This window comes from Catenuloplanes niger, assembly GCF_031458255.1.
GTDB classification, from domain to species: Bacteria; Actinomycetota; Actinomycetes; order Mycobacteriales; family Micromonosporaceae; genus Catenuloplanes; species Catenuloplanes niger.
In genome coordinates this window covers 889,758-912,921 of the sequence record NZ_JAVDYC010000001.1, presented here as the reverse complement: position 1 = coordinate 912,921, position 23,164 = coordinate 889,758, and the positions used below count along the sequence as shown (strand labels likewise).

At 74.0% G+C, this 23,164-nt stretch carries 23 protein-coding genes; 8 read left to right on the top strand and 15 right to left on the bottom strand.

Annotation, left to right across the window (positions count from 1 at the left end; all coding sequences use genetic code 11):
- Position 1: 1 nt before the first annotated feature.
- Positions 2 to 316, top strand: a complete 315-nt coding sequence (locus J2S44_RS04015) for a DUF1048 domain-containing protein (RefSeq protein ID WP_310409101.1) — start codon at positions 2 to 4, stop codon at positions 314 to 316.
- Between the two features lie 14 nt (positions 317 to 330).
- Here the strand turns inward: J2S44_RS04015 and J2S44_RS04010 are convergent, their stop codons facing one another.
- Genes J2S44_RS04010 through J2S44_RS04000 form a run of 3 tightly spaced genes read right to left on the bottom strand, consistent with a single transcriptional unit; the run spans position 331 to position 2,406 of the window.
- Positions 331 to 1,560 carry an RNA polymerase sigma factor gene (locus J2S44_RS04010; RefSeq protein ID WP_310409100.1) on the bottom strand — a complete coding sequence of 410 codons (1,230 nt, stop codon included), beginning with the start codon at positions 1,558 to 1,560 and terminating at the stop codon, positions 331 to 333.
- Positions 1,557 to 1,952: a YciI family protein gene (locus J2S44_RS04005; RefSeq protein ID WP_310409099.1), complete on the bottom strand. Its 396-nt coding sequence runs from the start codon at positions 1,950 to 1,952 to the stop codon at positions 1,557 to 1,559. Before J2S44_RS04005 ends, J2S44_RS04010 begins: the two co-directional genes overlap by 4 nt.
- Positions 1,953 to 1,998: 46 nt before the next feature.
- The gene (locus J2S44_RS04000) at positions 1,999 to 2,406 is read right to left on the bottom strand and encodes a VOC family protein (RefSeq protein ID WP_310409098.1); all 408 of its coding nucleotides are present in this window, start codon (positions 2,404 to 2,406) and stop codon (positions 1,999 to 2,001) included.
- A gap of 217 nt (positions 2,407 to 2,623) precedes the next feature.
- Here J2S44_RS04000 and J2S44_RS03995 point away from each other — a divergent pair, with 217 nt between their 5' ends.
- Both J2S44_RS03995 and J2S44_RS03990 read left to right on the top strand, forming a co-directional pair.
- On the top strand, positions 2,624 to 3,331 hold the full coding sequence (locus J2S44_RS03995) for a helix-turn-helix domain-containing protein (protein ID WP_310409097.1): 708 nt from the start codon (positions 2,624 to 2,626) through the stop codon (positions 3,329 to 3,331).
- A gap of 81 nt (positions 3,332 to 3,412) precedes the next feature.
- A complete protein-coding gene (locus tag J2S44_RS03990) occupies positions 3,413 to 4,867 on the top strand; it encodes an alpha/beta hydrolase (RefSeq protein ID WP_310409095.1) in 1,455 nt (484 codons plus the stop codon).
- 39 nt (positions 4,868 to 4,906) lie between these two features.
- Here J2S44_RS03990 and J2S44_RS03985 read toward each other — a convergent pair whose 3' ends face one another.
- From J2S44_RS03985 to J2S44_RS03945, 9 genes are read right to left on the bottom strand one after another with little or no spacing between them, the layout of a single operon-like run.
- Positions 4,907 to 5,365: a MaoC family dehydratase gene (locus tag J2S44_RS03985; protein WP_310409093.1), complete on the bottom strand. Its 459-nt coding sequence runs from the start codon at positions 5,363 to 5,365 to the stop codon at positions 4,907 to 4,909.
- Positions 5,362 to 6,918 (bottom strand): acyl-CoA synthetase, encoded by a 1,557-nt coding sequence (locus J2S44_RS03980; RefSeq protein WP_310409092.1) that lies wholly within the window; start codon positions 6,916 to 6,918, stop codon positions 5,362 to 5,364. The genes J2S44_RS03985 and J2S44_RS03980 overlap by 4 nt, the downstream gene beginning before the upstream one ends.
- The gene (locus tag J2S44_RS03975; protein ID WP_310409091.1) at positions 6,911 to 7,798 is read right to left on the bottom strand and encodes an amidohydrolase family protein; all 888 of its coding nucleotides are present in this window, start codon (positions 7,796 to 7,798) and stop codon (positions 6,911 to 6,913) included. Before J2S44_RS03975 ends, J2S44_RS03980 begins: the two co-directional genes overlap by 8 nt.
- A complete protein-coding gene (locus J2S44_RS03970; protein ID WP_445343955.1) occupies positions 7,795 to 8,679 on the bottom strand; it encodes an SDR family oxidoreductase in 885 nt (294 codons plus the stop codon). The genes J2S44_RS03975 and J2S44_RS03970 overlap by 4 nt, the downstream gene beginning before the upstream one ends.
- 23 nt (positions 8,680 to 8,702) lie before the next feature.
- Positions 8,703 to 9,659 carry a branched-chain amino acid ABC transporter permease gene (locus J2S44_RS03965; protein ID WP_310409089.1) on the bottom strand — a complete coding sequence of 319 codons (957 nt, stop codon included), beginning with the start codon at positions 9,657 to 9,659 and terminating at the stop codon, positions 8,703 to 8,705.
- Positions 9,656 to 10,516, bottom strand: a complete 861-nt coding sequence (locus J2S44_RS03960) for a branched-chain amino acid ABC transporter permease (protein ID WP_310409088.1) — start codon at positions 10,514 to 10,516, stop codon at positions 9,656 to 9,658. The genes J2S44_RS03965 and J2S44_RS03960 overlap by 4 nt, the downstream gene beginning before the upstream one ends.
- Positions 10,513 to 11,184, bottom strand: coding sequence for an ABC transporter ATP-binding protein (locus tag J2S44_RS03955; RefSeq protein ID WP_310409086.1), 672 nt, complete (start codon positions 11,182 to 11,184; stop codon positions 10,513 to 10,515). Before J2S44_RS03955 ends, J2S44_RS03960 begins: the two co-directional genes overlap by 4 nt.
- Complete coding sequence (locus J2S44_RS03950) at positions 11,181 to 11,969, bottom strand: ABC transporter ATP-binding protein (RefSeq protein ID WP_310409085.1); 789 nt, start codon at positions 11,967 to 11,969, stop codon at positions 11,181 to 11,183. The genes J2S44_RS03955 and J2S44_RS03950 overlap by 4 nt, the downstream gene beginning before the upstream one ends.
- Complete coding sequence (locus J2S44_RS03945; RefSeq protein WP_310409084.1) at positions 11,969 to 13,153, bottom strand: ABC transporter substrate-binding protein; 1,185 nt, start codon at positions 13,151 to 13,153, stop codon at positions 11,969 to 11,971. The genes J2S44_RS03950 and J2S44_RS03945 overlap by 1 nt, the downstream gene beginning before the upstream one ends.
- 97 nt (positions 13,154 to 13,250) lie before the next feature.
- Here J2S44_RS03945 and J2S44_RS03940 point away from each other — a divergent pair, with 97 nt between their 5' ends.
- Positions 13,251 to 14,090, top strand: a complete 840-nt coding sequence (locus tag J2S44_RS03940; RefSeq protein WP_310409083.1) for a PaaX family transcriptional regulator — start codon at positions 13,251 to 13,253, stop codon at positions 14,088 to 14,090.
- Between the two features lie 90 nt (positions 14,091 to 14,180).
- On the opposite strand, the gene J2S44_RS03935 is transcribed toward J2S44_RS03940, so the two are convergent.
- Both J2S44_RS03935 and J2S44_RS03930 read right to left on the bottom strand, forming a co-directional pair.
- Complete coding sequence (locus J2S44_RS03935) at positions 14,181 to 14,864, bottom strand: response regulator (RefSeq protein WP_310409082.1); 684 nt, start codon at positions 14,862 to 14,864, stop codon at positions 14,181 to 14,183.
- A 1-nt stretch (position 14,865) separates the two neighbouring features.
- Positions 14,866 to 16,053: a sensor histidine kinase gene (locus J2S44_RS03930; protein WP_310409081.1), complete on the bottom strand. Its 1,188-nt coding sequence runs from the start codon at positions 16,051 to 16,053 to the stop codon at positions 14,866 to 14,868.
- Positions 16,054 to 16,212: 159 nt separating this feature from the next.
- Between J2S44_RS03930 and J2S44_RS03925 the strand changes: the two genes are divergently transcribed.
- Positions 16,213 to 17,829, top strand: a complete 1,617-nt coding sequence (locus J2S44_RS03925) for an FAD-binding oxidoreductase (protein ID WP_374727800.1) — start codon at positions 16,213 to 16,215, stop codon at positions 17,827 to 17,829.
- Between the two features lie 98 nt (positions 17,830 to 17,927).
- Here J2S44_RS03925 and J2S44_RS03920 read toward each other — a convergent pair whose 3' ends face one another.
- Positions 17,928 to 20,111, bottom strand: a complete 2,184-nt coding sequence (locus J2S44_RS03920; protein WP_445343954.1) for a pectate lyase-like domain-containing protein — start codon at positions 20,109 to 20,111, stop codon at positions 17,928 to 17,930.
- A gap of 356 nt (positions 20,112 to 20,467) precedes the next feature.
- On the opposite strand from J2S44_RS03920, the gene J2S44_RS03915 reads away from it, so the two are divergent.
- Genes J2S44_RS03915 through J2S44_RS03905 form a run of 3 tightly spaced genes read left to right on the top strand, consistent with a single transcriptional unit; the run spans position 20,468 to position 23,129 of the window.
- On the top strand, positions 20,468 to 21,265 hold the full coding sequence (locus J2S44_RS03915) for a hypothetical protein (protein WP_310409078.1): 798 nt from the start codon (positions 20,468 to 20,470) through the stop codon (positions 21,263 to 21,265).
- On the top strand, positions 21,262 to 22,449 hold the full coding sequence (gene fahA / locus J2S44_RS03910; RefSeq protein ID WP_310409077.1) for a fumarylacetoacetase: 1,188 nt from the start codon (positions 21,262 to 21,264) through the stop codon (positions 22,447 to 22,449). Before J2S44_RS03915 ends, fahA begins: the two co-directional genes overlap by 4 nt.
- On the top strand, positions 22,446 to 23,129 hold the full coding sequence (locus J2S44_RS03905) for an IclR family transcriptional regulator (RefSeq protein WP_310409076.1): 684 nt from the start codon (positions 22,446 to 22,448) through the stop codon (positions 23,127 to 23,129). Before fahA ends, J2S44_RS03905 begins: the two co-directional genes overlap by 4 nt.
- Positions 23,130 to 23,164: the final 35 nt, after the last annotated feature.

The following is a 23,164-nucleotide window of genomic DNA, read 5'->3' as shown; positions in this document are numbered from 1 at the left end:
GATGGGCATCCAGGACATCATCGAGGGCAAGAGGCAGTGGCGGGCGCACGTGGCGCGGGTGAGGGCGCTGCCGCCGGACTACCGGATCGTCTACGCGGAGATGCAGCGGTACCTGTTCAAGGTCGGGCCGGTGGGTCTGGCCGACGGCCCGCTGCTGCCCGGGATCGTCGACTTCTTCGAGGAGGGCGTCGCGGCCGGCCGGGGAGTCCTCGAACTCACCGGCACCGACGTCGCCGCCTTCACCGACGGCCTGATCGCGGACTTGCCCACCTACGCCGACGCGGTCCAGGACTCCCTCGGTGGAAAGGCCGGGTGACACCCGCCGGCCGGTCAGTGCCCGGTGAGCCGGTCGGCGCGCCGGTGCAGGTAGTGCTGTTCCGGCAGGCTGACGGTCAGGCGGGCGGCCCGGCGGTACGCCTCCAGGGCTCCCGCCGGGTCGCCGGCCATCTCCAGCAGGTGCGCGCGGACCGCGTACAGCCGATGGTGGTTGGCGAGGCGGTCGTCGTCGTGCAGCGGTGCGAGCAGGCGCAGGCCCGCGTCCGGGCCGTGCGTCATGGCGACGGCGACGGCGTGGCCGAGGGTGACCATCGGGTTCGGGCCGAAGCGCTCCAGCAGCCGGTAGAGGTGGACGATCTGCGGCCAGTCGGTGTCCGCCGCGCTCGCCGCCTCGCTGTGCACGGCCGCGATCGCCGCCTGCAGCTGGTACGGGCCGAGCGGCGCGCGGGACAGCGTACGGGTGATCAGCGCGCGTCCCTCGTCCAGTGACGGCCGGTGCCACCTGGTGCGGTCCTGCTCGGCCAGCGGGACCAGGCCCTCGCCGGGGCGGGCCCGGGCCGGCCGGCGGGCGTCGGTGAGCAGCATCAGGGCCAGCAGGCCGGCGAGCTCACCCTCGTCCGGCCGGGCGGCGTGCGCGATGCGGGTGAGCCGGATCGCCTCCGCGGTCAGCTCCACGCGGTGCAGATCCGGGCCCGAGCTGGCGGCGTACCCCTCGTTGAAGATCAGGTAGAGCACCTGCAGCACCGTACGGATGCGCTCCGGCAGCTGGTCCTCGGACGGCATGCGGAAGACCGCGCCGGCGGCCCGGACGCGCTGCCGGGCGCGGCTGATCCGCTGGGCCATCGTGGACTCGGGCACCAGGAACGCGCGGGCGATCTCCGCGGTGGTCAGCCCGCCGACCGCGCGCAGCGTGAGCGCGACCTGCGACGGCGGGGTCAGGCTGGGGTGGCAGCAGAGCAGCAGCAGGATCAGCGTGTCGTCGGCGTCCGGCGGGGTGTCGGCCGCGGGGGAGAAGCCCGGGCGTTGCGCCGCGTCCCGCTCCTCCCGTTGCCGTGCGGCGTTCGCACTGCGCAGCTGGTCGGTCAGCCGCCGCGACGCCACGGTGATCAGCCAGCCGGCGGGGCTGGTGGGCACGCCGTCGGCCGGCCACTGCGTCGCGGCGGCCAGCAGCGCCTCCTGCAGCGCGTCCTCGGCCGTGTCGACGTGGCCGTACCGGCGGACCAGCGCGGCGAGGACCTGCGGCGCGTGCCGGCGCAGCAGGTCCTCCACACCGTCGGAGCTCACATCTCCTGACCGGACAGGGCCATGATCGGATGGACCTCCACGGCGGCGAACCGCGCGTCCGGGATCCGGGCGGCGATCTCGGCGGCCCGCTCCGGACCGTCGCAGTCGAGGAGCAGGTAACCGGCCAGGTGCTCCTTGACCTCCGGGTACGGCCCGTCCGTGACGGTCGGCGATCCGTCGCGGACCCGGACCGTGCGGGTGGTCAGCGGGTCGGCGAGCGCGGCCCCGGCCAGCAGCTCACCGGACTCGCGGATCTCCCGGTGCAAGTCCTCGGACTCGTGCGCGAGCGCCGCACGCTCGGACGCCGGCATCGCCAGGAACTCCGGGTGGCGCAGGAACACGGGGTGTTCCCAGTTCTCCGGGTTGCTGTAGATCAGGAGCAGGTACTTCATTGCAATCCCCTCGAACGGTAGCATTCCGGACACGTGGTCGGGCGGATCACGCGCTGGGGCCGGCCACCCCGATCACGTTGCCCTCCGGATCGGCGAAGTGCCCCACGGCGAAGTCACCGCTCCCCGGCTCCGGGCCCATCAGCCGCCGCCCGCCCAGCGCCTCCGCCTTGCGCAGCGCCTCCTCGACGTCCGGAACGCCCACATAGAACGTTACCCGCGGCGTGAATCCCGCACCGCCACCGATGCCGCCGTTGATGCCCCGGGTGCCGTCCCCGGTCGTACTGCCGTCCCCGGTCGTACTGCCGTCCATGAAGTGGTAGTCGCCGGGCGAGGACACCTTCTCGCTGGCCGCGTCCCCGGTGGTGAACCGCCACTGGAACAGCGAACCGTAGTAGTCCCGCAACCGGGTGGGTACGGCGCCGATGACCTCGAAGTGCACGACGGGCAAACCCATGATCGTTCCCTCCTGACCGGACGCCGACGGCCGGCGCCCAGCACAGAGGTCGGAGCGGCCGGCCCGGTTCTCGACATCCGCGGACCGGATCTTTTCGCGCGCCCTACGGCGTCTGCGGCGGTCACGGCTTGACTGTGCCGTTACGGCATGGCCTTCAATGATCGGTGTCGGCGGACAGCGATGAGAGGGGGCGGCGTTGGGGTGGAGTACCCGTGAGTTGGCCGAGCTCACCGGCACGACGCTGCGCACCATCCGGCACTACCACGACGTCGGGGTGCTCGCGGAGCCTGCGCGGGCGTCCAACGGCTACAAGAGCTACGGCGCGGTGCACCTGGTGCGGGTGCTGCGGATCAAGCGGCTGACCGACCTCGGGCTGTCGCTGAGTCAGGTCGCCGCGCTGGACGAGGCGGATGAGGACCTGACGCAGTCGCTGGCGCGGCTCGACGCGGAGCTGTCCGCGACGGTCCGCCGGTTGCAGCGGGTCCGCCGGGAGCTCAGGCTCATCCTGCGTGAGCAGGTGCCGGCCGACCTGCCTGCCGAGGTCGCGCAGGCCGTCGCGGAGGCGGACGCCGACGACGACCTGACGCCGACCGCCCGCATGATCGCGGTCGTGCTGGCGCGGGTGGTGCCGGCGGCGGACCTGAAGGCCCTGGCCGGAACGCTGCGGGAGTACTCACGGGACCCCGCGGTGATCGAGTTCGACGCTCTTCCCGCGGACGCGGACGCCCGGACCCGGCAGGACCTGGCCGACCGGCTGCGCGCCGCACCGATCATCCAGCGGCAGCAGGCCATGTTCCCGCAGCCGTGGGGCCTGTACTCCGGCGCGCCGCTGGGGCCGGACGCCGCCCTCGACGTGGTCGGCCAGGCGATCACCGAGTTCTACAACCCCGCGCAGATCGACGTCCTCGTCCGGATGACCCCCTAGCACCTTCCACCACCCCCCGACGCCGGACCGCAGGACGGGCATCCGGCGCGCTGCGGCGTGCCCACAGCAGAGAGGTAGCACATGCGAAAGGCCTTAGCCATGATCGTCACCGCGGTGGCGGCGCTCGCCGTCACCGGGGTGGCCCACGCGGAGTCCCGCGACGCCGCACCCGGCGCGGTGAGCTGGGAACAGTGCCCGGACATCCCCGGCGCGGAGTGCGGGGCGCTGCGGGTGCCGCTGGACTACCGGAATCCGGACGGCCGGACCATCGAGATCGCGATCTCACGGATCAGGAGCACGGCCCCGGAGAAGCGCCGCGGCGTGCTGTTCACCAACCCGGGCGGGCCGGGCGTGGCGGGCCGTGACTTCCCGGCGGCGCTGGTGGCCGAGGGCCTGCCGCGGAGCGTGCGGGACGCCTACGACCTGATCGGCATCGACCCGCGTGGCGTCGGCCGCAGCACGCCGGTCACCTGCGACCTGACCCCCGAGCAGATCATCAGGGGCAACATCCCGCCGTACGCGGTGACGCCGGACGACGTGACCGCGTGGGCGCGGCAGGCGCACCGCATCGCCGGGCAGTGCGCGGCGTCCACGTCGGCGTGGATGCTGCCGCACGTCTCCACCGCCAACGCGGCCCGTGACCTGGACCGGGTACGGGTCGCGCTCGGCGAGCGGACGGCGTCGTTCCTCGGCTACTCGTACGGCACCTACCTGGGCGCGGTCTACACCACGCTGTTCCCGCACACCACCGACCGAGTCGTGTTGGACAGCAGCCTGCACGAGAAGGGCTGGGACGTCGACGGCGGCCGCGCGTACGGGCGCGGCTTCGAGGAACGGTTCCCGGACTTCGCGGCGTGGGCGGCGGCCCGCCCCGAGTACCGGCTCGGCCGCACCCCGGCACAGGTCCGGGCGACCTACCTCGACCTCGCCGGCCGGCTCGACCGCGCGCCCGTGCAGGGCGTGGACGGCGCGTCCTTCCGGCTGTTCTCGTTCATCTACAGCTACGACGACCGGCGGTTCCCGCTGATGGCCGCCTCATGGAAGGCCCTGGCCGAGAACCAGCCGCTACCGGTCGTCGACGCGGCCCCGGCACCGGCACCGGATCCGGAGAACGCGATCGCCGCGCGTCTCCACACCGTCTGCGCCGACTCGCGCTGGCCGACGGCGGTCGGCGTCTACCGGGCCAACGTCGCGGCCGACCGGATCCGCTACCCGCTGTTCGGCGCGGCGGCGGCCAACATCCAGCCGTGCGCGTTCTGGCGCGACCCGGTGGAGCCGCCGGTCCGCATCGGCGACCGGGGGCCGGCCACCGTCCTGATCGCGCAGAACGACCGGGACCCGGGCACGCCGCTGTCCGGCGCACGCAGCATGCGGCGGGCGCTCGGCGACCGCGCCGTCATGGTGCACGCCGACCAGGGCGGTCACGGCGCGTTCGTCTTCACGCCGAACCGCTGCCTGAACACGGCGGTGGAGTCGTTCCTCGTCACCGGCGAGCGCCCGGCGCACGACCGGTGGTGCCGGGCCGAGGCGCGTTGATCCGTCGCCGCGCCCGGGCCTGCGGGTCCGGGCGCGGCCTCACGCGTAGTAGCGGTAGACGGCCTCGGCGGCCACGGCGGGTTTCGTGGCACCCTCGCGGTGCACGGTCATCGCCACGGTCAGCTCCACCCCGTCGCCGGCCACCTCCCGGGCGTGCAGCACGGCGGCGTGCAGCCGCACCTTCGACCCGGCGGGGACCGGGGAGGGGAACCGGACCCGGTTGAGGCCGTAGTTCACCGCCATCGCCACGTCCTCGACGACCAGCAGTGACGTCCAGAGCGGAATGACCAGCGCCAGGGTCAGGTAGCCGTGCGCGATGGTGCCGCCGAACGGGCCGGCCGCCGCCCGTACCGGGTCGACGTGGATCCACTGGTGGTCGCCGGTGGCGTCGGCGAAGGTGTCGACGCGCTGCTGGGTGACCTCGATCCAGTCGCTGTGGCCGAGGTCGAGTCCGGCGGTCCCGGCGAGCTCGCCGAGCCCGCGCACGGTGGTGGTCATGGGTTCCTCCGATCGGGGACGGGCGCCCGCAGCCGCGCCTTGACGACCTTGCCCGAGGCGGTACGCGGCAGCGTCTCGGCGAACACGACGGACTTCGGGATCTTGTAGCGGGCGATCCGGCCGTCGAGGAAGGCGAGCAGCTCGGCGGCCTCCACCGCGGCGGCGGGCACCACGAACGCGCGGCCGACCTCGCCCCAGCGCGCGTCGGGCACCCCGACCACGGCACACTCGGCGACCGCGGGGTGGGCCAGCAGCGCGGCCTCCACCTCGGCCGGGTAGACGTTCTCCCCACCCGAGATGATCATGTCTTTGACCCGGTCGCGGACGTAGACGAAGCCGTCGGTGTCGGTGACCGCCAGGTCGCCGGTGCGCAGCCAGCCGTCGTCGCCCAGCACCGCGCGCGTCTCGGCGGGCGCCCCCCAGTAACCGGCCATCACCGTCGGCCCCCGCACCAGAATCTCCCCGGTCTCGCCGGGCCCGGCGTCGCCGCCGTCCGGGGTGGTCACCCGCACGTCGCCGAAGAACACCGGCGTGCCCGCCGACCCGGCCTTGCGCACGCTCTCCGGCGCGCGCAGGAACAGCGCGCCGGGGGAGCACTCCGTCATCCCGTACCCCTGCAGGAACGTCAGCCCGCGCCGCTGGTAGGCGGCGATCAGCGGTTCCGGGACCGGCGCGCCGCCGCAGAGCAGCGACCGCACCGAGCCGAGGTCGGCGGTGCCGAACCGCGGTGACCGGGCGATCGCGGCGAACATCGCGGGCACGCCGAACAGGCAGGTGACCCGGTACGCGGCGATCAGGTCGAGCGTCGCCTCCGGGTCGAAGCCGCCGGTCAGCACGCAGGTGCCGCCCTTGAGGAAGGTGGGCAGCACGGTCTGGTTGAGCGCGGCGACGTGGAACATCGGTGCGCTGACCAGGGTGACCTCGTCGCTGGCGAGGTCGACGTCGATGAGCAGGTTCACGCAGTTCCAAGCGATGTTGGCGTGGGTGAGCATCGCGCCCTTGGGCCGCCCGGTGGTCCCCGACGTGTACATGATCATGCAGGTCTCGGCGTCGGTGACGTCCACGTCCACCGGCCCGCCGGCCGCGCCGCCGGCCGCGCCGCCGGCCGCGCCGCCGGCCGTGCCGCCGGTCGTGCCGCCGGTCGTGCCGCCGTCCGTGCCACCGGCCTCGCCGAGCGGTACGGCCCGCGCGTCCGCGCGCAGCCGCGCCACCGTCGCCTCGCAGCCGGGTGTCCACAGCAGCACCCGCGCGCCGCAGTCGCCGATGATGTAGTCCAGCTCCGGCGCGGCCAGCCGGGTGTTCAGCGGCACGAACACGGCGCCGAGCAGGCCGGTGGCGAACAGCGCGTCCAGGAACCCGGGCTGGTTCGGCCCGAGGTGGGCGACCCGGTCGCCGCGGCGCACGCCGAGCCCGGCCAGCCGGTGCGCCAGCGCGTTCGCCCGGGCGGCCACCTCGCCGTAGGTGTGTTGCCGTCCCTCGTGGATCAGCGCGACCCGGTCCGGGGCCATCCGGGCCCGGCGGGCCGCCCACGACCCGACGCCCTGGTTACGCATCGGCGCGCTCCCCGGGTGCGGTCAGCCCGAGCAGCCGGGCCGCGTTGCCGTGCAGGATCTTCGGCCGTACCTCCGGTCTGATGTCCAGCGCGGCGAAGTCGGCCAGCCAGCGGTCCGGGGTCAGCACCGGGAAGTCGGAGCCGAACAGCACCCGGTCGGCCAGCAGCGTGTTGGCGTAGCGGACCAGTTGCGGCGGGAAGTACTTCGGTGACCAGCCGGACAGGTCGATGTGGACGTTCGGCTTGTGGGTGGCCACCGCCAGCGCCTCGTCCTGCCACGGGAACGACGGGTGCGCGATGACGATCCGCAGGTCCGGGAAGTCCGCGGCCACGTCGTCGAGGTCGAGCGGATTGGCGTACCGCAGCCGGATGCCCGACCCGCCCGGCGTGCCGGCCCCGATCCCGGTCTGCCCACTGTGGAACAGCGCGATGGCACCCGACGCCTCGAGCTGTTCGTACAGCGGGTACGCCATCCGGTCGTTGACGGAGAAGGCCTGCAGACTCGGATGGAACTTGAAGCCGCGCACCCCGTGCCGCTCGACCAGCCGGCGGGCCTGCCGCACCGCCGCCCGTCCCCGCCACGGGTCGACGCTGCCGAACGGGATCAGCGTGCCCGGGTGCCCGGCGCAGGCGTCGGCGATCTCCTCGCTGGCGATCGGCGGATGCCCGGTCGCCGTCTCCGCGTCGACGGTGAAGACCACCGCGGCCATCCGGCGCTCGCGGTAGTAGGCGGCGATCTCGTCCACCCCGGGCTGCCGCGCGTCGCCGGCCACCTTGAAGTAGGCCGCCGAGGCGGCCATCAGGTGCGCCGGCAGCGACGGGTGCCCGTCCGCCGACACCTCGACGTGCACGTGCATGTCGATCGCGGCGTACCCGGTCATGGCCGTGGCTCCCGCGGGGCCGGGATCCCGACCGGTTGCACCGCCGCGCCGAACACCGGCTCCCACACGCCGGCGACACCGTCGGCGTCCCAGCCGCCGTCCCGGTGCGCGGCCACCGCCTCGGCCGGGTGCGTCCACAGCGTCAGCCGGTCACCGCCGACCCCGATCGCCTGCCCGGTGATCCCGGCCGACGCCGCGGAGGCGAGGAAGACGACCAGCCCGGCCGCGTCCTCCACGGTGCCGAACCCCTCCCCGGCGCGCAGCCAGTCCGGCAACGGCACGCCCCGCTCCCGCCAGGCCGCCACGTGCGGGGCGAAGGCCGGGATGGTCGCGGTCATCGCGGTCGCGGCGACCGGCACGACCGCGTTGACGGTGATCCGGTCACGGGCGCACTCCAGCGCCCAGGTACGCGTCATGCCGACGACCGCGGCCTTGGCCGCCGCGTAGTTGGTCTGGCCCGGGTTGCCGCGCTGCCCGGCCGGGGAGCCGACCGTGATGACCCGGCCACCTTCGCTCTGGGCCCGCATCCGCCGCACGGCGGCCCGCACACAGGTGAACGTGCCGCGCAGGTGCACGGCGACGACCTCGTCGAACTCCTCGTCGGTCATCTTCCACAGGATCCGGTCGCGCAGCACACCCGCGTTGGTCACCAGCACGTCCAGCCGGCCGAACGTGGCCACCGCCCGCTCGGTGAGCGCCTCGGCGACGTCGCTCGGCCCCACCGCGCCGGGCGCGGCCACCGCCCGCCCGCCGGCCGCCTCGATCCCGGCGGCCGCCGCGGCCGCGCCCGCCTCGTCCGCGTCGTTGACCACGACCGCGGCGCCGGCCGCGCCGAGCGCCCGCGCGTAGGCCAGGCCGAGCCCGCGCGCGGCGCCGGTCACGATGGCCACCCTGCCGGTCAGATTCACGACTTCCCCCTCGGGATCCGCAGTGCGCTGTGGACGGACGGGACGATGCCGCGCGGCAGGTAGAGCACCGCGACGACGAGGACGAGACCGTAGACGGCGTAGGAGAGCACGGCCGGCGCGTACCCGGGCATGCCGGGCTGGGTGCCGAGCAGGGTCAGCGCCTGCACCAGCACCGTGATCACGCCGGCGCCGACCAGCGGGCCGGCGACGGTGCCCAGCCCGCCGACGGCCGCCATCACCACGAACTCGATGGACAGCAGCACCGGGAACGAACCCGGTGACAGGTAACCGAGGTAGAACGCGTACACGCCACCGGCCAGCCCGGCGAACGCGGCGGAGAGCGCGAAGACCGCCAGCCGGTAACGGCCGACCGGCACCCCGCAGGCGGCCGCGGCGGCCTCCCCGGTGGCGGCGGCCCGCAGCGCCCGGCCGACCCGGGAGACGACCACGTTGCGGTAGACCAGCATCACCACGGCCAGCACCGCCAGCGCGAGATAGGCGTAGCCGAGGTCGTCGCGCAGCTGCACGCCGCCGGCCGAGAACCGCGGGATGCCCTGCAGGCCGATCGCGCCGCCGGCCCACTCGCCCCGGCTGAGCAGCCCGAGCAGGATCAGCTGCACGGCCAGCGTCGCGAACGCCAGGTGGTGCCCGCGCAGGCGCAGCAGCGGCGCGCCGACCAGCAGCGCGGCCGCGGCGGCGACCAGCGGCGCGGCCAGCAGCCCGAGCAGCGGCGGCAGCCCGTGCGTGGCCAGCAGCCCGGCGGCGTACGCGCCGATCGCGTAGAACGACGCCTGGCCGAGCGACACCTGCCCGGCGTACCCCATCAGCATCGACACGCCGACCGTGACCGTGGCGGTCAGGGCCAGCAGCACGTAGACCGCGAGATGCCGCTCGGGCAGCAGCACCGGCACGGCCAGCGCCAGCAGACCCGCGGCGATCCAGGCCGCCCTCATGCGGCCGCCTCCTGGGCCGGCGGGGTGCGCACCGCATGCGCGATCATCACGGCCAACAGCACCACCAGGGCCACCTCCAGCCGGTACGCGCCGCCGCCGTAGCCGGCCACCACGGTCTGCGCCACCCCGAGCAGCAGCCCACCGGCCAGCGCCACACCCGGCCGGGTGAGCCCGCCGAGCACCGCCGCGGCGAACCCGTTGACGATCAGCGCCACGTCGCTGTCGAACGTCACCTGCTGCACCGGCGTGGTCAGCACCCCGGCCAGCCCGCCCAGCGCGCCGCCGAGCGCGAACGACAGCAGCCCCATCCGGCGCACGTCGATGCCGACGACCCGGGCCGCGTACGGGTTCGACGCGCACGCCGACAGCGCCTTGCCGAGGTCGGTGCGGGCGAAGAACAGCGCCAGGCAGCCGAACACCGGGACCGTGACCGCGACGATCAGCAGGTAGTGCACCTGCACCCGGGCGCCGGCCAGCTCGACCGCGCCACCGAGCCCGGGGAACGACCGCGGCTGGTCGCCCCAGACCAGGATCTCCACCGCGTAGGCCAGCAGGCCCAGCCCGAGCGTGACGATCAGCGACGCACCCGGCGCGGTCCCCGGCCGGCCGATCGCCACCACCCCGACCAGCAGCCCGGCGGCCGCCCCGGCCAGCACCCCCAGCGTCTCCGCCACCCCGTGCGGCAACCCGGCGGACAGCAGCGACGCGGTCAGCATCGCGGCCAGCACGGCCAGCGCGCCCTGCGCGAAGTTGACCACCCGGGTCACCCGGTAGATCACCACCAGGCCGCTGCCGACCAGCGCGAACCCCGCGCCGATGCCGAGCCCGGTGACCAGGTAACCGACCAGGCCGGTCACGGGGTCACCGCCACGTGCCCGCCCAGATAGGCGGCGGCGACCCGGGGGTCGGCGGCCAGCCCGGCCGCGTCCCCGGCCAGCGCGACCCGGCCCGACTCCAGCACGTAGCCACGCGCGCACAGGTCCAGGGCGAGGCGGGCGTTCTGCTCGATCAGCAGCAGCGCCACGCTCAGCGCGCGCAGGTGACCGGTGATCTCCTCGACCGCGAGCGGGGCCAGGCCGAGACTGAGCTCGTCGATGACCAGCACGTCGGGGCGGGCCATCAGCGCCCGGCCGATCGCCACCATCTGCTGCTGGCCGCCGGAGAGCGTGCCGGCACGCCGCCGCCGCAGCCCGGCCAGGGCCGGGAACAGCGCGTAGACCGCCGTGGTGTCCCGGCCCCGGCGGCCGTTGCGCCAGCCGCCGAGCCGCAGGTTGTCCTCGACCGTGAGATCACCGAAGACCTCCCGGCCCTCCGGCACCTGCGCACACCGGCCGCGCACGGTCACCGTCCCGGCCGCGGGGCGCACCAGCCCGCAGACCGCGCGGACCAGCGTGGTCTTGCCGGCGCCGTTCGCCCCGATCAGCGCGACCCGCTCCCCGGCGGACACGGTCAGGGACACGCCGTCGAGCGCGATGGCACCCGCGTAGCGCACGCTGAGGTCCCGGACCTCCAGGACGGCGCTCATGCCGCGGCCCGCCGGTCCAGGGTGGAACCGAGGTAGGCGGCGATCACCGCCGGGTCGGCGCGCACCCGTGCCGGCGGGCCGTCGGCGATGACCCGGCCCAGGTCCAGCACCGTGATCCGGTCGGCCAACCGCATCACGAACGTCACGTCGTGCTCGACCAGCAGGATGGTCAGCCCCTCGGCCCGCAGCGAGGCGATCAGCTCGGCCAGCCGGTCCCGCTCGGCCGCCCGCAGCCCGGAGGCGGGCTCGTCGAGCAGCAGCAGCCGTGGCCGCCCGCACAGGGCGCGGGCCAGCTGCAGCGCGCGCTGCTGGCCCAGCGGCAGCTCACCGGCGGGCCGGTCGGCCCACTCGGTGAGGCCGGTGCGGGCCAGGCACTGCGCGGCCCGGTCCCGGATCAGCCGCTCCTGCCGGTGGTGGGCGGGCAGCCGCAGCGCCGCCGCCACGAACCCGGCGCTGGTGGTGGCGTGCGCGCCGACCATCACGTTCTCCCGCGCGGTCAGGCCGGCGAAGACCCGGGCGGCCTGGAACACCACGGCCACGCCGCGGCCGGCGCGGCGGTGCGGCGGCAGCCGGTCGATGCGCCGCCCGTCGAGGCGCACCGTACCGGCGTCCGCGGCGAGCTGGCCGCCGATCAGCGCGAACAGCGTGGTCTTGCCCGCCCCGTTCGGGCCGATGACGGCGCGCAACTCGCCCGGCGCGACGGTCAGGCCGGCCTCGCGCACGGCGTGGACACCGCCGAACGCGCGGGTCAGGCCGGTGACCTCCAGGGCGGCGCCGGCCGCCATCACCGGCCACCGATCGTGGCCAGCCGGGCCGCGGAGAACTCGGTGGGCACGAAGGCGCCCCCTCGGACCGTGCTGATCGCGATGAACTCGGTGGTCAGCCCACTGTGGTCGGTGGCGGAGTAGCGGTAGGTGCCGTTCGGGGTGGTGAGGGTCAGGCCCTCCAGCGCGTCGCGGACCCGCGTGCGGTCGGTGCCGCCGGCCTTCTCGATCGCGGCCGCGAGGAGCTTGACGCCGCTCCAGCCGTCCTGGGCGAACTGCGGCGGCGGGTAGCCGTGCGCCGCGGTGAAGGCGGTGGTCAGCTCGTCGACCGCGGTGCGCTGCGCGCCGGCCGGCAGGGCGGCGCCGGTCACGCCGATCGAGTGCGCGATCGTGACGCCCTCCGCGGCCGGGCCGGCCGGGTCGAGGAAGAGCTTGCTGGCCTGGGCGCCGGTGAGCACCAGCGGGACGTCCAGGCCGGCGGTCGCGTACTGCTTGGTCAGGGCGACGGCCGGTGGCCCGGTGGCCCAGACCATCAGCGCCTGCGCGTCGGAGGAGCGCACGTGCGTGAAGACCGCGCCGAACTCGGTGGCGCCGGTCTGGAACTCCTCCGTGGGGGCGAGGCGCACACCGTACCCCCCGGATCTGGTCTGCAGGCCCTTGAACCCGGCCGCCGCGTAGCTGCTGCGGCCGTCGTAGGCGACCGCGAGCCGGCTGACGCCGGTGGCCTGGAAGTACTCCAGCGCCGCCTGGGCGTAGGTGGCGCTGGTGGCGGGCACGACGAAGACGTACGGCCGGACCGGGTCGACCTGTTCGTCGGCGGGGGTCAGCGAGATGTAGGGGATCTCCTCGCGGTCGACGAGCGGGAGGACGGCGAGGGCGGAGTTGGAGAACGGCGAGCCGATGATCGCGTCGGACTCGCCCTTGAGCTCGTTGAACGCGAGCACCGCCTGGTCGGGGGCGCTCTTGTCGTCGCGGACGGTGAGCGTGATCCGGCGCCCGCCGATGCCGCCGGCGGCGTTGATCCGGTCGACGGCGAGCGCGACCGACTTCTGGTTCTCGCTGCCCAGCGGCGAGTAGTTGCCGGTCAGCGAGACGATCTGACCGATCCGGATGGGCCCGTCGCCGCCGCCGTCGTCGGTGGCGCCGCAGCCGGCGACGGCGACGGTGAGGGTCAGGGTGGCGAGGAGCGGCACGGTGCTGCGCACGGGTTCCTCCCAGGTGCTCGTTTCGGGAGCGTTTCATCGACGCTAGGCTCTTTGCTGACGGCCGTCAATATTCTGCCCAACATCGGAGGCGTCCGCGTTGACCGCACCGCAGCTTCGCCCGCAGAACCTGCTGCTCATGCTGCTCGGCGACTTCGTCCTGGACCGGGAGGTGTGCGTCTTCTCCGGCAGCGTGATCGACGCCCTCGACCGGCTCGGCGTCTCCGAGCACGCCGCCCGCTCCACCCTGACCCGGATGGCCGCCCGCGACCTGCTGCACCGCCGCCGGCACGGCCGCCGGATGTACTTCGGACTCACCGGCCGGTCCACCGCCGTGCTGCGCGACGGCCGGACCCGCATCTGGCGCACCGGCGCGGTCAACGACGACTGGGACGGCACCTGGACGCTGCTGTGCTTCTCGCTGCCCGAGTCGTGGCAGCGGCAACGGCACGACCTGCGCTCCCAGCTCGCCTGGGCCGGCTTCGGGCCGCTGCAAGGTGGACTGTGGATCGCGCCGGGGCACGCCGCCACGGCGGAGATCGTGGCGGGGCTGGGCCTGGCGGCGCACGTGCGGGTCTTCCGGGCCCGGGCCGACGAGCTGACCGACGTGGCCGCCATGATCGGTGACGCGTACGACCTGCCCGGGCTGGCCGCCCGCTACGAGGCGTTCCTGGCCGAATGGGACGGCGACATCCCGGCGGACCCGTTCGCCGCGCGGCTGCGGCTGATCGCCGAGTGGCACGACGCGATCCGGTACGACCCGCGGCTGCCGGTCGAGCACCTTCCCCCGGACTGGCCGGGGATCCGCGCCCAGAAGCTGTTCCGCGAGCTGGAGGCGGCCCTCGAGGCGCCGGCCCGGGCGGTCGCCGCTGGCCTGCTGGACCTGCGGCCGGACACCCCGGCCGGCCCGGACGCGGCCGTGCGCGAATCGGCGCCGTGACCCGACGGCGCGCCGCCGCCGTGGCCGGGTGCGGGCCGCCGTCCGCCGGGCCCTGAACGTGCCGCACCGGGACCGCGCGACCCGGCCGGGTCAGCGGCGCTCGGGCAGCTCGTCACCGGGCCGGACCAGGCGGTGCCGGTAGGCGAGGACCACCAGCTGGGCCCGGTCGCGGACGTCCAGCTTCGCCATCGTGCGGTTGATGTGCGTCTTGACCGTCAACCGGGACAGGTACAGCCGTTCGGCGATGGCGTCGTTGGACAGCCCGTGCGCGACCAGCAACAGGATCTCCGTCTCCCGGTCGGTGAGCAGCGCCAGCTCCGGCAGCTGCCGTACCGGCGGGAGGACGTGGTCGATCAGGCGGCTGACCAGGGCGCCGGTGGCCCGCGGCGACAGCAGCGCCTCCCCGGCCGCGACCACCCGGACGGCGTTGACCAGGTCGCCGGGGGCCACGTTCTTGCCCAGGAAACCGCTCGCCCCGGCCTGCAGCGCGTGGATGACGTTGTCGTCGTCGTCGAACGTGGTGAGCACCAGCACCCGCACGCCGGCGAGACGCTCGTCGGCACCGATCCGGCGGGTCGCCTCGATGCCGTCCACCCGCGGCATGCGGATGTCCATCAGGACCACGTCGACCCGGCCACCGCGGCACCGCTCGACGGCCTCGGCACCGTCGGCCGCCTCACCGACCACCTCCAGGTCCGGCTCCGCATCGATGATCATGCGGAAGCCGGCGCGGATGAGCGCCTGGTCGTCGGCGAGCAGAACGCGGATGCTCACGTCACCGTCCCGTGCCGGGGGTGGACGCGCGCAGGCGGTGGGCCGCCCGGTCGTCGGTGGGCAACACGGCACGCACCCGGAACAGGCCGCCGGGGACCGGCCCCGCCTCGATCGTGCCGTGCGCGGCCGCGGCCCGCTCCCGCATGCCGATCAGGCCGAACCCGGACCCGGCCCGGGCACCGCCGCTCGCGGCCACCCGGTTGGTGACGTCGAGGCGCACCGTGTCGGCGGTGTACGCGAGTTCGACGGTGGCGTCGCCGGCGCCGTGCCGGTGCGCGTTGGTCAGCGCCTCCTGCACGATGCGGTACGCCGCCAGGTCCACCACCGCCGGCAGCGGCCGGGGCTCGCCACGGTGCCGGTGCCGCACGGTGAAACCCGTGGCGTGCAGCCCGGCCAGCAGGTCCGGCAGGCGGGCCACACCGGGCGCCGGCTCGGTGCTGCCGGCGTCGTCCGGGTCGCGCAGCACACCGACCACCGACTTCATCTCGCTCAGCACGGTGTCCGCGGCGGTGCGGATGTGCCCGAGCACGGGCCACACCTTCTCCGGGTCGTCGCGCAGCACGTGGCCGGCCGCGCCGGCGTGCACGCTGATCACCGCGACGTGGTGGGCGACCACGTCGTGCAGTTCCCGGGCGATGCGCAGCCGCTCGTCCGTCACCCGGCGGCGGGCCTCCGCGTCCCGGGTCTCCTCCGCCTGCCTGGCCCGCTCGGTCACCTCCGCGAGGTACGCCCGGCGCAGCCGGACCGAGTCGCCCCACACCGCGCCGCCGGCGATCAGCGCGAACGTGGCGAACTGCTCGGTGTTCCACCAGTCCGTGGAGTACGTCAGGGAGCCGGCCAGCATGATCGAGCTCCACAGCAGCAACGCGAAGAACCAGGGCCGGCGGCGCGGGCTGTACAGCGCGGTGGAGTAGGCCAGCATGCCGGCCACGACGAACAGCCCGTCCGGCGGGCGGTGCACGGCGACGGCGGCCATGCCGAGCGCGGCGGCGGCCAGCAGCGCCGGCACCGGACACCGCCGGCCGGCCAGCAGCAGGACGGCGCACAGCACCGAGAGCAGCATGGTCACCCGAGGCACCGCGGTGTAGCCGACGAACAGCACGAACAGGACCCCGATGGTCGCCAGCACCACATCGCTGAGCGGGCCCCGGTAACGGTCGAGGCCCCGCGGCCACCACTGACTGCTCACCGCCTGCACGCTCACGACGGTAGTGCCGGACGCGCGCCGCGGCACTACCGCGTCCGCGGTAGATCGGAGCCTGCGCCCGGACGACGCGTCGCCCCGGCGGCCGGCCGTAGCGTCGACCGCGTCCCCCTTCTCGGCAGCTCGACACATGGATAGGCGGAAATGATGGCTGGTCCCACCCGTCGTGGGTTCATCGCCGGCACAGCGGCGCTGGGAGGTGCGGCCCTGATCGGAAGCCCGGCCGCGGCCAACGTGACGACGGCGGGCGGGGTGCGCGACTCGCCCCTGATCCGGCCGGGTGACGCACGCTACGAGGACCTGGTGCTGCGCCGGACGAGCGAGCGGTTCTTCCCGCGGCCCGAGTCCTTCCGCCTGCCCACCACGACCGAGCAGGTCGTGCGCGCGGTGGACGGCGCGGTCCGCGCGGGCAAGCGGATCACCGTCCGCAGTGGCGGGCACTGCTACGAGAACTTCGTCGGTGACGGCGCCGAGGTGATCATCGACATGTCCGCGATGCGGCAGGTCACGTTCGACCGGCAGCGCAACGCCTTCATGATCGAGTCGGGCGCCACGCTGTGGACCGTGTTCGAGCGGCTCTACCTCGGCTGGGGCGTCACCATTCCCGGCGGCCAGTGCGGCAGCGTGGCCGCGGGCGGACACATCCAGGGCGGCGGGTACGGCGCGCTGTCCCGCCTGTTCGGTTCCGTGGTCGACTACCTGTACGCGGTCGAGGTCGTCGTGGTCGACGCGGCCGGGCGGACCCGCGCGGTCGTGGCGACCCGCGAACCGGACGACGAGAACCGCGACCTGTGGTGGGCGCACACCGGCGGCGGGGGCGGGAACTTCGGTGTGGTCACCCGGTACTGGATGCGCACGCCCGGCGCCACCGGCAACGACCCCACCCGCCTGCTGCCCAGGCCACCCGCGGTGACGCTGGAGACGACGGTGGCCTGGAGCTGGCACGACGTCACCGAGGAGTCGTTCCACCGGCTGCTGCGCAACTACGGCGAATGGCACGAGCGCAACAGCGCGCCCGGCTCCCGCTACGCCAGTCTGTTCAGCCTGCTGCCGATCAACCGCCGCAACACCGGTGCCGACCCCGGCGCGTTCGCGATGGTGACCGCGCTGGACGGCACCCTGCCGGACGCGGACCGGCTGCTGAGCGACTACATCGCCGAGGTCACCGACGGCGTCCCGGGGACGATCACGGTGCAACCACCCCGCCGGCTGCCGTGGCTGGCCGGGGTGAGGTCCGGGTCGCTGAGCGAGGACGAGCAGGCCGGGACGTTCAAGGTGAAGGCGTCCTACCTGCGCAAACGGTTCACCGACGCGCAGATCGCCACCGCCTACACGTACCTGACCGGCACCGACCACCACGACGAGAGCGCGATACTGCTGCTGGTGTCCTACGGCGGCCAGGTCAACGCCGTGGCGCCGGACGCGACCGCGATGCCGCAGCGGGACAGCATCATGAAGGCGGTCTACTACGTCATCTGGACCGATCCGGACGGCGAGCAGGCGAACCTGGACTGGATCCGGCGCTGGTACGGCGCGATGCACCGGGACACCGGCGGCGTGCCGGTCCCGAACGGCGTCACCGACGGCTCCTACATCAACTACCCGGACACCGACACCACCGACCCGGCCTGGAACACGTCCGGGGTCCCGTGGCACACCCTCTACTACAAGGGCAACTACCCGCGGCTGCAACGCGTCAAGGCCCGCTGGGACCCGCGCGACCTGTTCCACCACGCCATGTCGATCCGGCTGCCCGCCTGACGCGCGACGGCTCCGCGGCCCGTACGAGAGCGGCGGCCACCGGTGCGGTTGCACCGGTGGCCGCCGGGACTCACGTCCGTACCGCTGGGTGGGTCAGGTCAGGGGTAGGCCACGACCTGGCGCGGGGTGGTGTTGCCGGCCGGGTTCGGCACGGCGCCGCCGGTGTCGTTGACGACGTTGGCGATGGTGCCGACGTCGCCGAGGGAGACGGTGAGGATGCTGCGCAGCCGCACGCCGGGGCGGTTCGGCACCTCGAAGGCCCGGTCGACCCGGACGCTGGGGTTGACGTTGAAGTAGGCGTAGGAGCCACCGCCCCACAGCTCGTGGTCGGTGACGGTGTCGGCGACCTTGTAGGCGGCGTAACCGTTGCCGCGCGGCCCGATCCAGGCCGCCTGGTTCGGCACGTCGTACGGCTTCTCGTTCTGGAAGAAGATCGTCTTCCCCCGGTTGCCGTTCCAGATCACCTCGTACTTCTGGTAGTGCTCGACGAACAGGCCGGTGGCGAGCACGTCGTCACCGTTGACGATCAGGCCGGTGTCGCCGGTGTTGACCGTCCAGCCGGTGGGTGCGCCGCCGTGGTCGGCACGCCAGGCCCAGATGTGGTCGATGATCGTGTCGTCGCTGTGCACGGCGAGCGTGGTGGTGGCCTTGCCCTGGACGCTGCTGCCGATGCGGAAGAAGACGTCCTGGATGCTGATCGGGTTCGCGGCGTGGTCGGTGTGCGCGCCGGCCTGGCCGACGCTCATCAGCGTCGGGCTGTTCGTCGTGCCGGCGTCGAAGGTCAGGCCGCTGACCTTGACCCCGTCGACGTCGGCGACGTTGAGGGCCTCGACCCCGTTGCTCGGGATCAGCGTCGGGTAGCCGATGCCGGTGACCACGGTGTTCGGGCGGGTGACCCGGAGGGTCTGGTCGATGGTGTAGGTGCCGGGCGTGAAGAACAGGTTCAGGCCCTGCGCCAGCGCGGAGTTGATCCGGGCGGCGCTGTCACCGGGCTTGGCGACGTAGAACTCGCGCATCGGGATCGAGGTGCCGGGCGTGTTCGGCCAGGTGGCACCGGCGGAGTTGCGCCGCAGCGCGGGCACGAAGACGCGGTAGAGACCGGCGTTGTCGACGTAGAGGTACGGCTTCTCCCGGGTGACCGGCGTGGTCGCCAGCGTGGTGTGCGGCGGGTTCGGGAACGCGTTGGCCGGGGCGCCCTGCACACCGGAGTAGACCATGTTCCACACGCCGCCGTCCCAGCGGCCGATCCGGCTGTCGCGGGTGTACCACTGCTGCTGGGAGCCGGAGGAGACGACGCCGTCGACGACCGAGTCGGCCAGGTAGCCGCCGCTGGAGTAGCCCTGCCCGACGTCCTGGTTGGAGGGTGCGAGCGTCAGGTTGCCCTTGATGTGCACCCGGCGCATCGGGGCCGCCTGGGAGACCGCCCACCGGTTGGTGCCGCCCTCGGGCACGATCGACAGGTTCTCCATGCTGCGCCAGAAGTTCTGCGTCGCGTTGGCCTCGTCGCCGTAGTTCCACCCGGAGTCGACGTTGACCGCGCCGTTGATCGTCACGTCGTCGGGGTTGAGACCGAGACCGGCGATCGTGGTGTAGAAACCGACGTTCGCCCAGACCCGGCCGTACGTGCCGGGCTTGAACAGGAAGACGTGGCGCTGGGCGCCGAACTGCGCGGTCGGGCTGCGCAGCTGCGCGTTGAACGCCTGGTCCACCGCGGTCTGGATGGTCGCGGCCGACGTGGACGGGTCGAAGATCCGCACGTTCTGGCCGAGGTCCGGGGTGTCGGAGGTGGGCAGGCTCGTCGTGGGCGGCGGCGTCGTCGGGTTCGCGCCGGTGCCGAACACCTGGAACTCCCAGAGCGAGTAGCCGTACGGCGTGGCCCGGGTGGTGCCGTTCATCCGCACGTACCGGCCGCTGCCGTTGACGTCGAGCGTCTGCACGCCGGCCGTACCGCTGGTCACCGGGGTGATGTTCGTCCAGGTGGAACCGTTCGGCGAGGTCTGGATGGTGAACGCCGAGGCGTACGCCGCCTCCCAGTTCAGCACGACCCGCCTGATCGACTGGGTGCTGCCCAGGTCGACCTGCAGCCACTGCGGGTCGGCGAACGCGCTGGACCAGCGGGTGCCGGTGTTGCCGTCGACCGCGGCGGACGCGGTGAAGCCGGCCTCGACGGACGAGGCGGTGGCCGGCTTGCCCTGCGACAGCGGGGTCTCCGCGGCGTTGGCGTTGAGGGTGACCGAGGCGACGCTGATGCCGAGGACCGCGGACAGGGCGGCGCTGAGCACGACCAGACCGCGGCGTCGGCGTGGGGGCGTCGGTGGGGGAGTCAATGTCGGGGCTGTCATGTCCCTGCCTGTTCAGACGGGTTGCCGCGTGTCCGTGGACCGACGTGCGGCGGATCGGGGGTCGGGCACCATCGATGAGAGAGCGCTCTCCGAGGATTGTTACCTCGATGACGCGGCCCGTCAATATGTCGGCAACACGACCTGGCACGGGCGGTCCCGCCGGGACCGTCCGCGGGGTGACGGCGGCGGTCTTGTCCGCGTCCCGTCCGGCCGACTAGGGTCCGGTTCCATAGAAGACCGTTGCGCCCGATAATCGAACAGGGCGGGATCGAGCAGGCAGTAGGGGGCCCGCAGGCATGATCTTCGACCGGTTCTTCGACGACGCGGCGCTGTTCCCGCCGGGGCAGGCGCCGATGTCCGCCGCGGTCCCGGCGCACCGGGCGCGCCGGTCCCGGCTCGTCGGGCCGTTCGTGGTCCGCGCGGCGGCGCTGCCCGCCGTGCTCACGGAGGCCGGGAAGCAGCACGGACCACCACTGGACCTGGCCCTGATCGCCGCGCCGGACGACCTGCCGGACAGCATCGACCACATCCGGCGGACCCCGGCAGTACGGCTGACCGCGGTGGAGACACCGGTCGCGGCCGACGCCACCGCGACCCGGGCGGCGGTCCGGGCGATGCGCGACCACCTGCCGGCGGACGTCGTCGTGGCCGTCGAACTGCCCCGCACCGGCCGGCGTGACGAGGTCCTCGACACGCTCACCGGCACCGGCTACCGCGCCAAGATCCGCACCGGCGGCGTCCGGGCCGAGCTGTTCCCGCCGGTGGACGAACTGGCCGCCACCATCCGCGCCTGCACCGAGCGCGGCATCGCGTTCAAGTGCACCGCCGGACTGCACCACGCGATCCGGCACACCGACCCGGAAACCGGGTTCGCACACCACGGATTCCTCAACGTGCTGCTCGCCGCCGCGCACCCCGGCACGGCCGCGACTCAGCTGCGGCGCACCGGCACCACCGACATCGTCGCCGACGTGCGCGCCTGCGACCCGGCGCGGCTGCCCTTCACGTCCTTCGGCACGTGCGACGTCACCGAGCCGGTGGACGACCTCATCGGACTAGGGCTGCTGCCCGCGACGGAGCGGATCACCGCATGACCTGGCTCGACCTGCCCGACGGCACCGGCTTCGGCATCACCAACCTGCCCTACGGCATCTTCTCCACGCCCGGCACCGCACGCCGTACCGCGGTGGCGATCGGCGACCGCGTGCTCGACCTCGCGGCCGCCACCGGCGACCCGGTCCACGCCACCGGCACGCTCAACGCCTTCATGGCCCGGGGCCCGGCCGCCTGGGGCGCACTGCGCCGGCAGCTCACCGCGTGGCTCACCGACCCGGCACACCGGGCGGCCATCGAGCCGCTGCTGTCACCGCGGGCGGACGTGACGATGCACCTGCCGATCGAGGTCGCCGACTACGTCGACTTCTACAGCTCCCGGCACCACGCCGAGAACCTCGGCCGGATGTTCCGGCCCGGCACGCCGCCGCTGACGCCGAACTGGACGCACCTGCCGATCGCATACCACGGCCGCGCCGGGACCGTGCGGGTCTCCGGCACCCCGGTGATCCGGCCCGCCGGGCAGCTCGGCGCCGCGCGCTTCGGACCGTCGGAACGGCTCGACATCGAGGCCGAGGTCGGCTTCGTCGTCGGCATGCCCTCCACCCCCGGCGAACCGGTGCCCGTCGACGCGTTCACCGCGCACGTCTTCGGCGTGTGCCTGGTCAACGACTGGTCCGCCCGCGACCTGCAGGCCTGGGAGTACGTGCCGCTCGGTCCGTTCCTCGGCAAGTCCTTCCTGACGTCCGTGTCGGCCTGGGTGGTGCCGCTCGCCGCGCTGGAGGCCGCCCGGGTCGCACCACCGGCCCGCGACGTCGAGCTCCTGCCCTACCTCGACGACAGCGCCGCACCCTGGGGACTCGACCTGACCCTCGAGGTCCGCCTCAACGGCGAGCTGATCAGCCGGCCACCGTTCAAGCAGCTCTACTGGACCGCACCGCAGCAGCTGGCGCACCTGACCGTCAACGGCGCGAGCCTGCGCACCGGCGACCTGTTCGCCTCCGGCACGGTCAGCGGCCCGGCCGGCGACCAGTACGGCTCACTGATCGAGCTGTCCTGGAACGGCACCGCGCCCCTGACGCTGGCCGGCGGGGCGCGCTCCTTCCTCGAGGACGGCGACGTCGTCACGATCACCGCGACCGCGCCCGGCCCCGGCGGCACCCGGATCGGCTTCGGCGAGGTCACCGGCACCGTCACCCCGGCACCACGGCGTGCACCGGCATGACGGTGACGACGGCCCCGCAGTCGCAGACGCTGGACCGGGGACTGCGGATCCTGGAGCACCTGGCCGCCGCCGGCACCCCGCAGCCGATCACCGACGTCTGCCGCGACCTGGGCGTGCACCGGTCCGTCGCGTACCGGCTGCTGCGTACCCTCGAGGACCATCGCCTGGTCGAACGTGACTCCGCCGGCCGCTACCGGCTCGGGCTCGGCATCGCCGGCCTGGCCCGCGGCGTGCGCGGTGACCTCCAGTCGGCGGCCGCGCCCCGGCTGCACGCCCTCGTCGCCGACCTGGGCATGACCGCGTTCCTGGTCGTCCGGGCCGGCGACGAGGCGGTGACCGTCGCCAGCGTCGAACCCCACGACACGGCCGCGCACGTCTCCTACCGCCCCGGCACCCGCCACGCGATCGACCACGGCGCACCCGGCCTGGCCCTGCTGATGCCGGAACCGCCCGCCCCGCACGACCGGGACGCCCTCACCCGGGCCCGGCGGACCGGCTGGGCGGTCTCGCACGGCGAGGTCGTCCGCGGTCTCCGGTCGGTCGCCGCACCCGTCATCGGCCCGGACGGCACCGCCCGGGCCGCCCTCGCGGTCGTCCACGTCGACGCGGACGCCGACACCGCCGCGATCGGCCGGGCCGTCGCCGAGGCCGCCGCCACGGTGTCGGCCGCCCTGCGCTGACCCGCCACGACGGACGGCCACGGGCCGGTGCGCCG

What these genes read in the sequence shown, in the direction of transcription:
- J2S44_RS03975 (WP_310409091.1), bottom strand. Translation starts at nt 7,798, where the DNA reads ATGACCGGGTACGCCGCGATCGACATGCACGTGCACGTCGAGGTGTCG.
- J2S44_RS03905 (WP_310409076.1), top strand. Translation starts at nt 22,446, where the DNA reads ATGACGGTGACGACGGCCCCGCAGTCGCAGACGCTGGACCGGGGACTG.
- J2S44_RS03925 (WP_374727800.1), top strand. Translation starts at nt 16,213, where the DNA reads ATGATGGCTGGTCCCACCCGTCGTGGGTTCATCGCCGGCACAGCGGCG.
- J2S44_RS03915 (WP_310409078.1), top strand. Translation starts at nt 20,468, where the DNA reads ATGATCTTCGACCGGTTCTTCGACGACGCGGCGCTGTTCCCGCCGGGG.
- J2S44_RS03990 (WP_310409095.1), top strand. Translation starts at nt 3,413, where the DNA reads ATGCGAAAGGCCTTAGCCATGATCGTCACCGCGGTGGCGGCGCTCGCC.
- J2S44_RS03950 (WP_310409085.1), bottom strand. Translation starts at nt 11,969, where the DNA reads ATGGCGGCCGGCGCCGCCCTGGAGGTCACCGGCCTGACCCGCGCGTTC.
- J2S44_RS03965 (WP_310409089.1), bottom strand. Translation starts at nt 9,659, where the DNA reads ATGAGGGCGGCCTGGATCGCCGCGGGTCTGCTGGCGCTGGCCGTGCCG.
- fahA (WP_310409077.1), top strand. Translation starts at nt 21,262, where the DNA reads ATGACCTGGCTCGACCTGCCCGACGGCACCGGCTTCGGCATCACCAAC.
- J2S44_RS03980 (WP_310409092.1), bottom strand. Translation starts at nt 6,918, where the DNA reads ATGCGTAACCAGGGCGTCGGGTCGTGGGCGGCCCGCCGGGCCCGGATG.
- J2S44_RS04005 (WP_310409099.1), bottom strand. Translation starts at nt 1,952, where the DNA reads ATGAAGTACCTGCTCCTGATCTACAGCAACCCGGAGAACTGGGAACAC.
- J2S44_RS04015 (WP_310409101.1), top strand. Translation starts at nt 2, where the DNA reads ATGGGCATCCAGGACATCATCGAGGGCAAGAGGCAGTGGCGGGCGCAC.
- J2S44_RS03955 (WP_310409086.1), bottom strand. Translation starts at nt 11,184, where the DNA reads ATGAGCGCCGTCCTGGAGGTCCGGGACCTCAGCGTGCGCTACGCGGGT.
- J2S44_RS03985 (WP_310409093.1), bottom strand. Translation starts at nt 5,365, where the DNA reads ATGACCACCACCGTGCGCGGGCTCGGCGAGCTCGCCGGGACCGCCGGA.
- J2S44_RS04000 (WP_310409098.1), bottom strand. Translation starts at nt 2,406, where the DNA reads ATGGGTTTGCCCGTCGTGCACTTCGAGGTCATCGGCGCCGTACCCACC.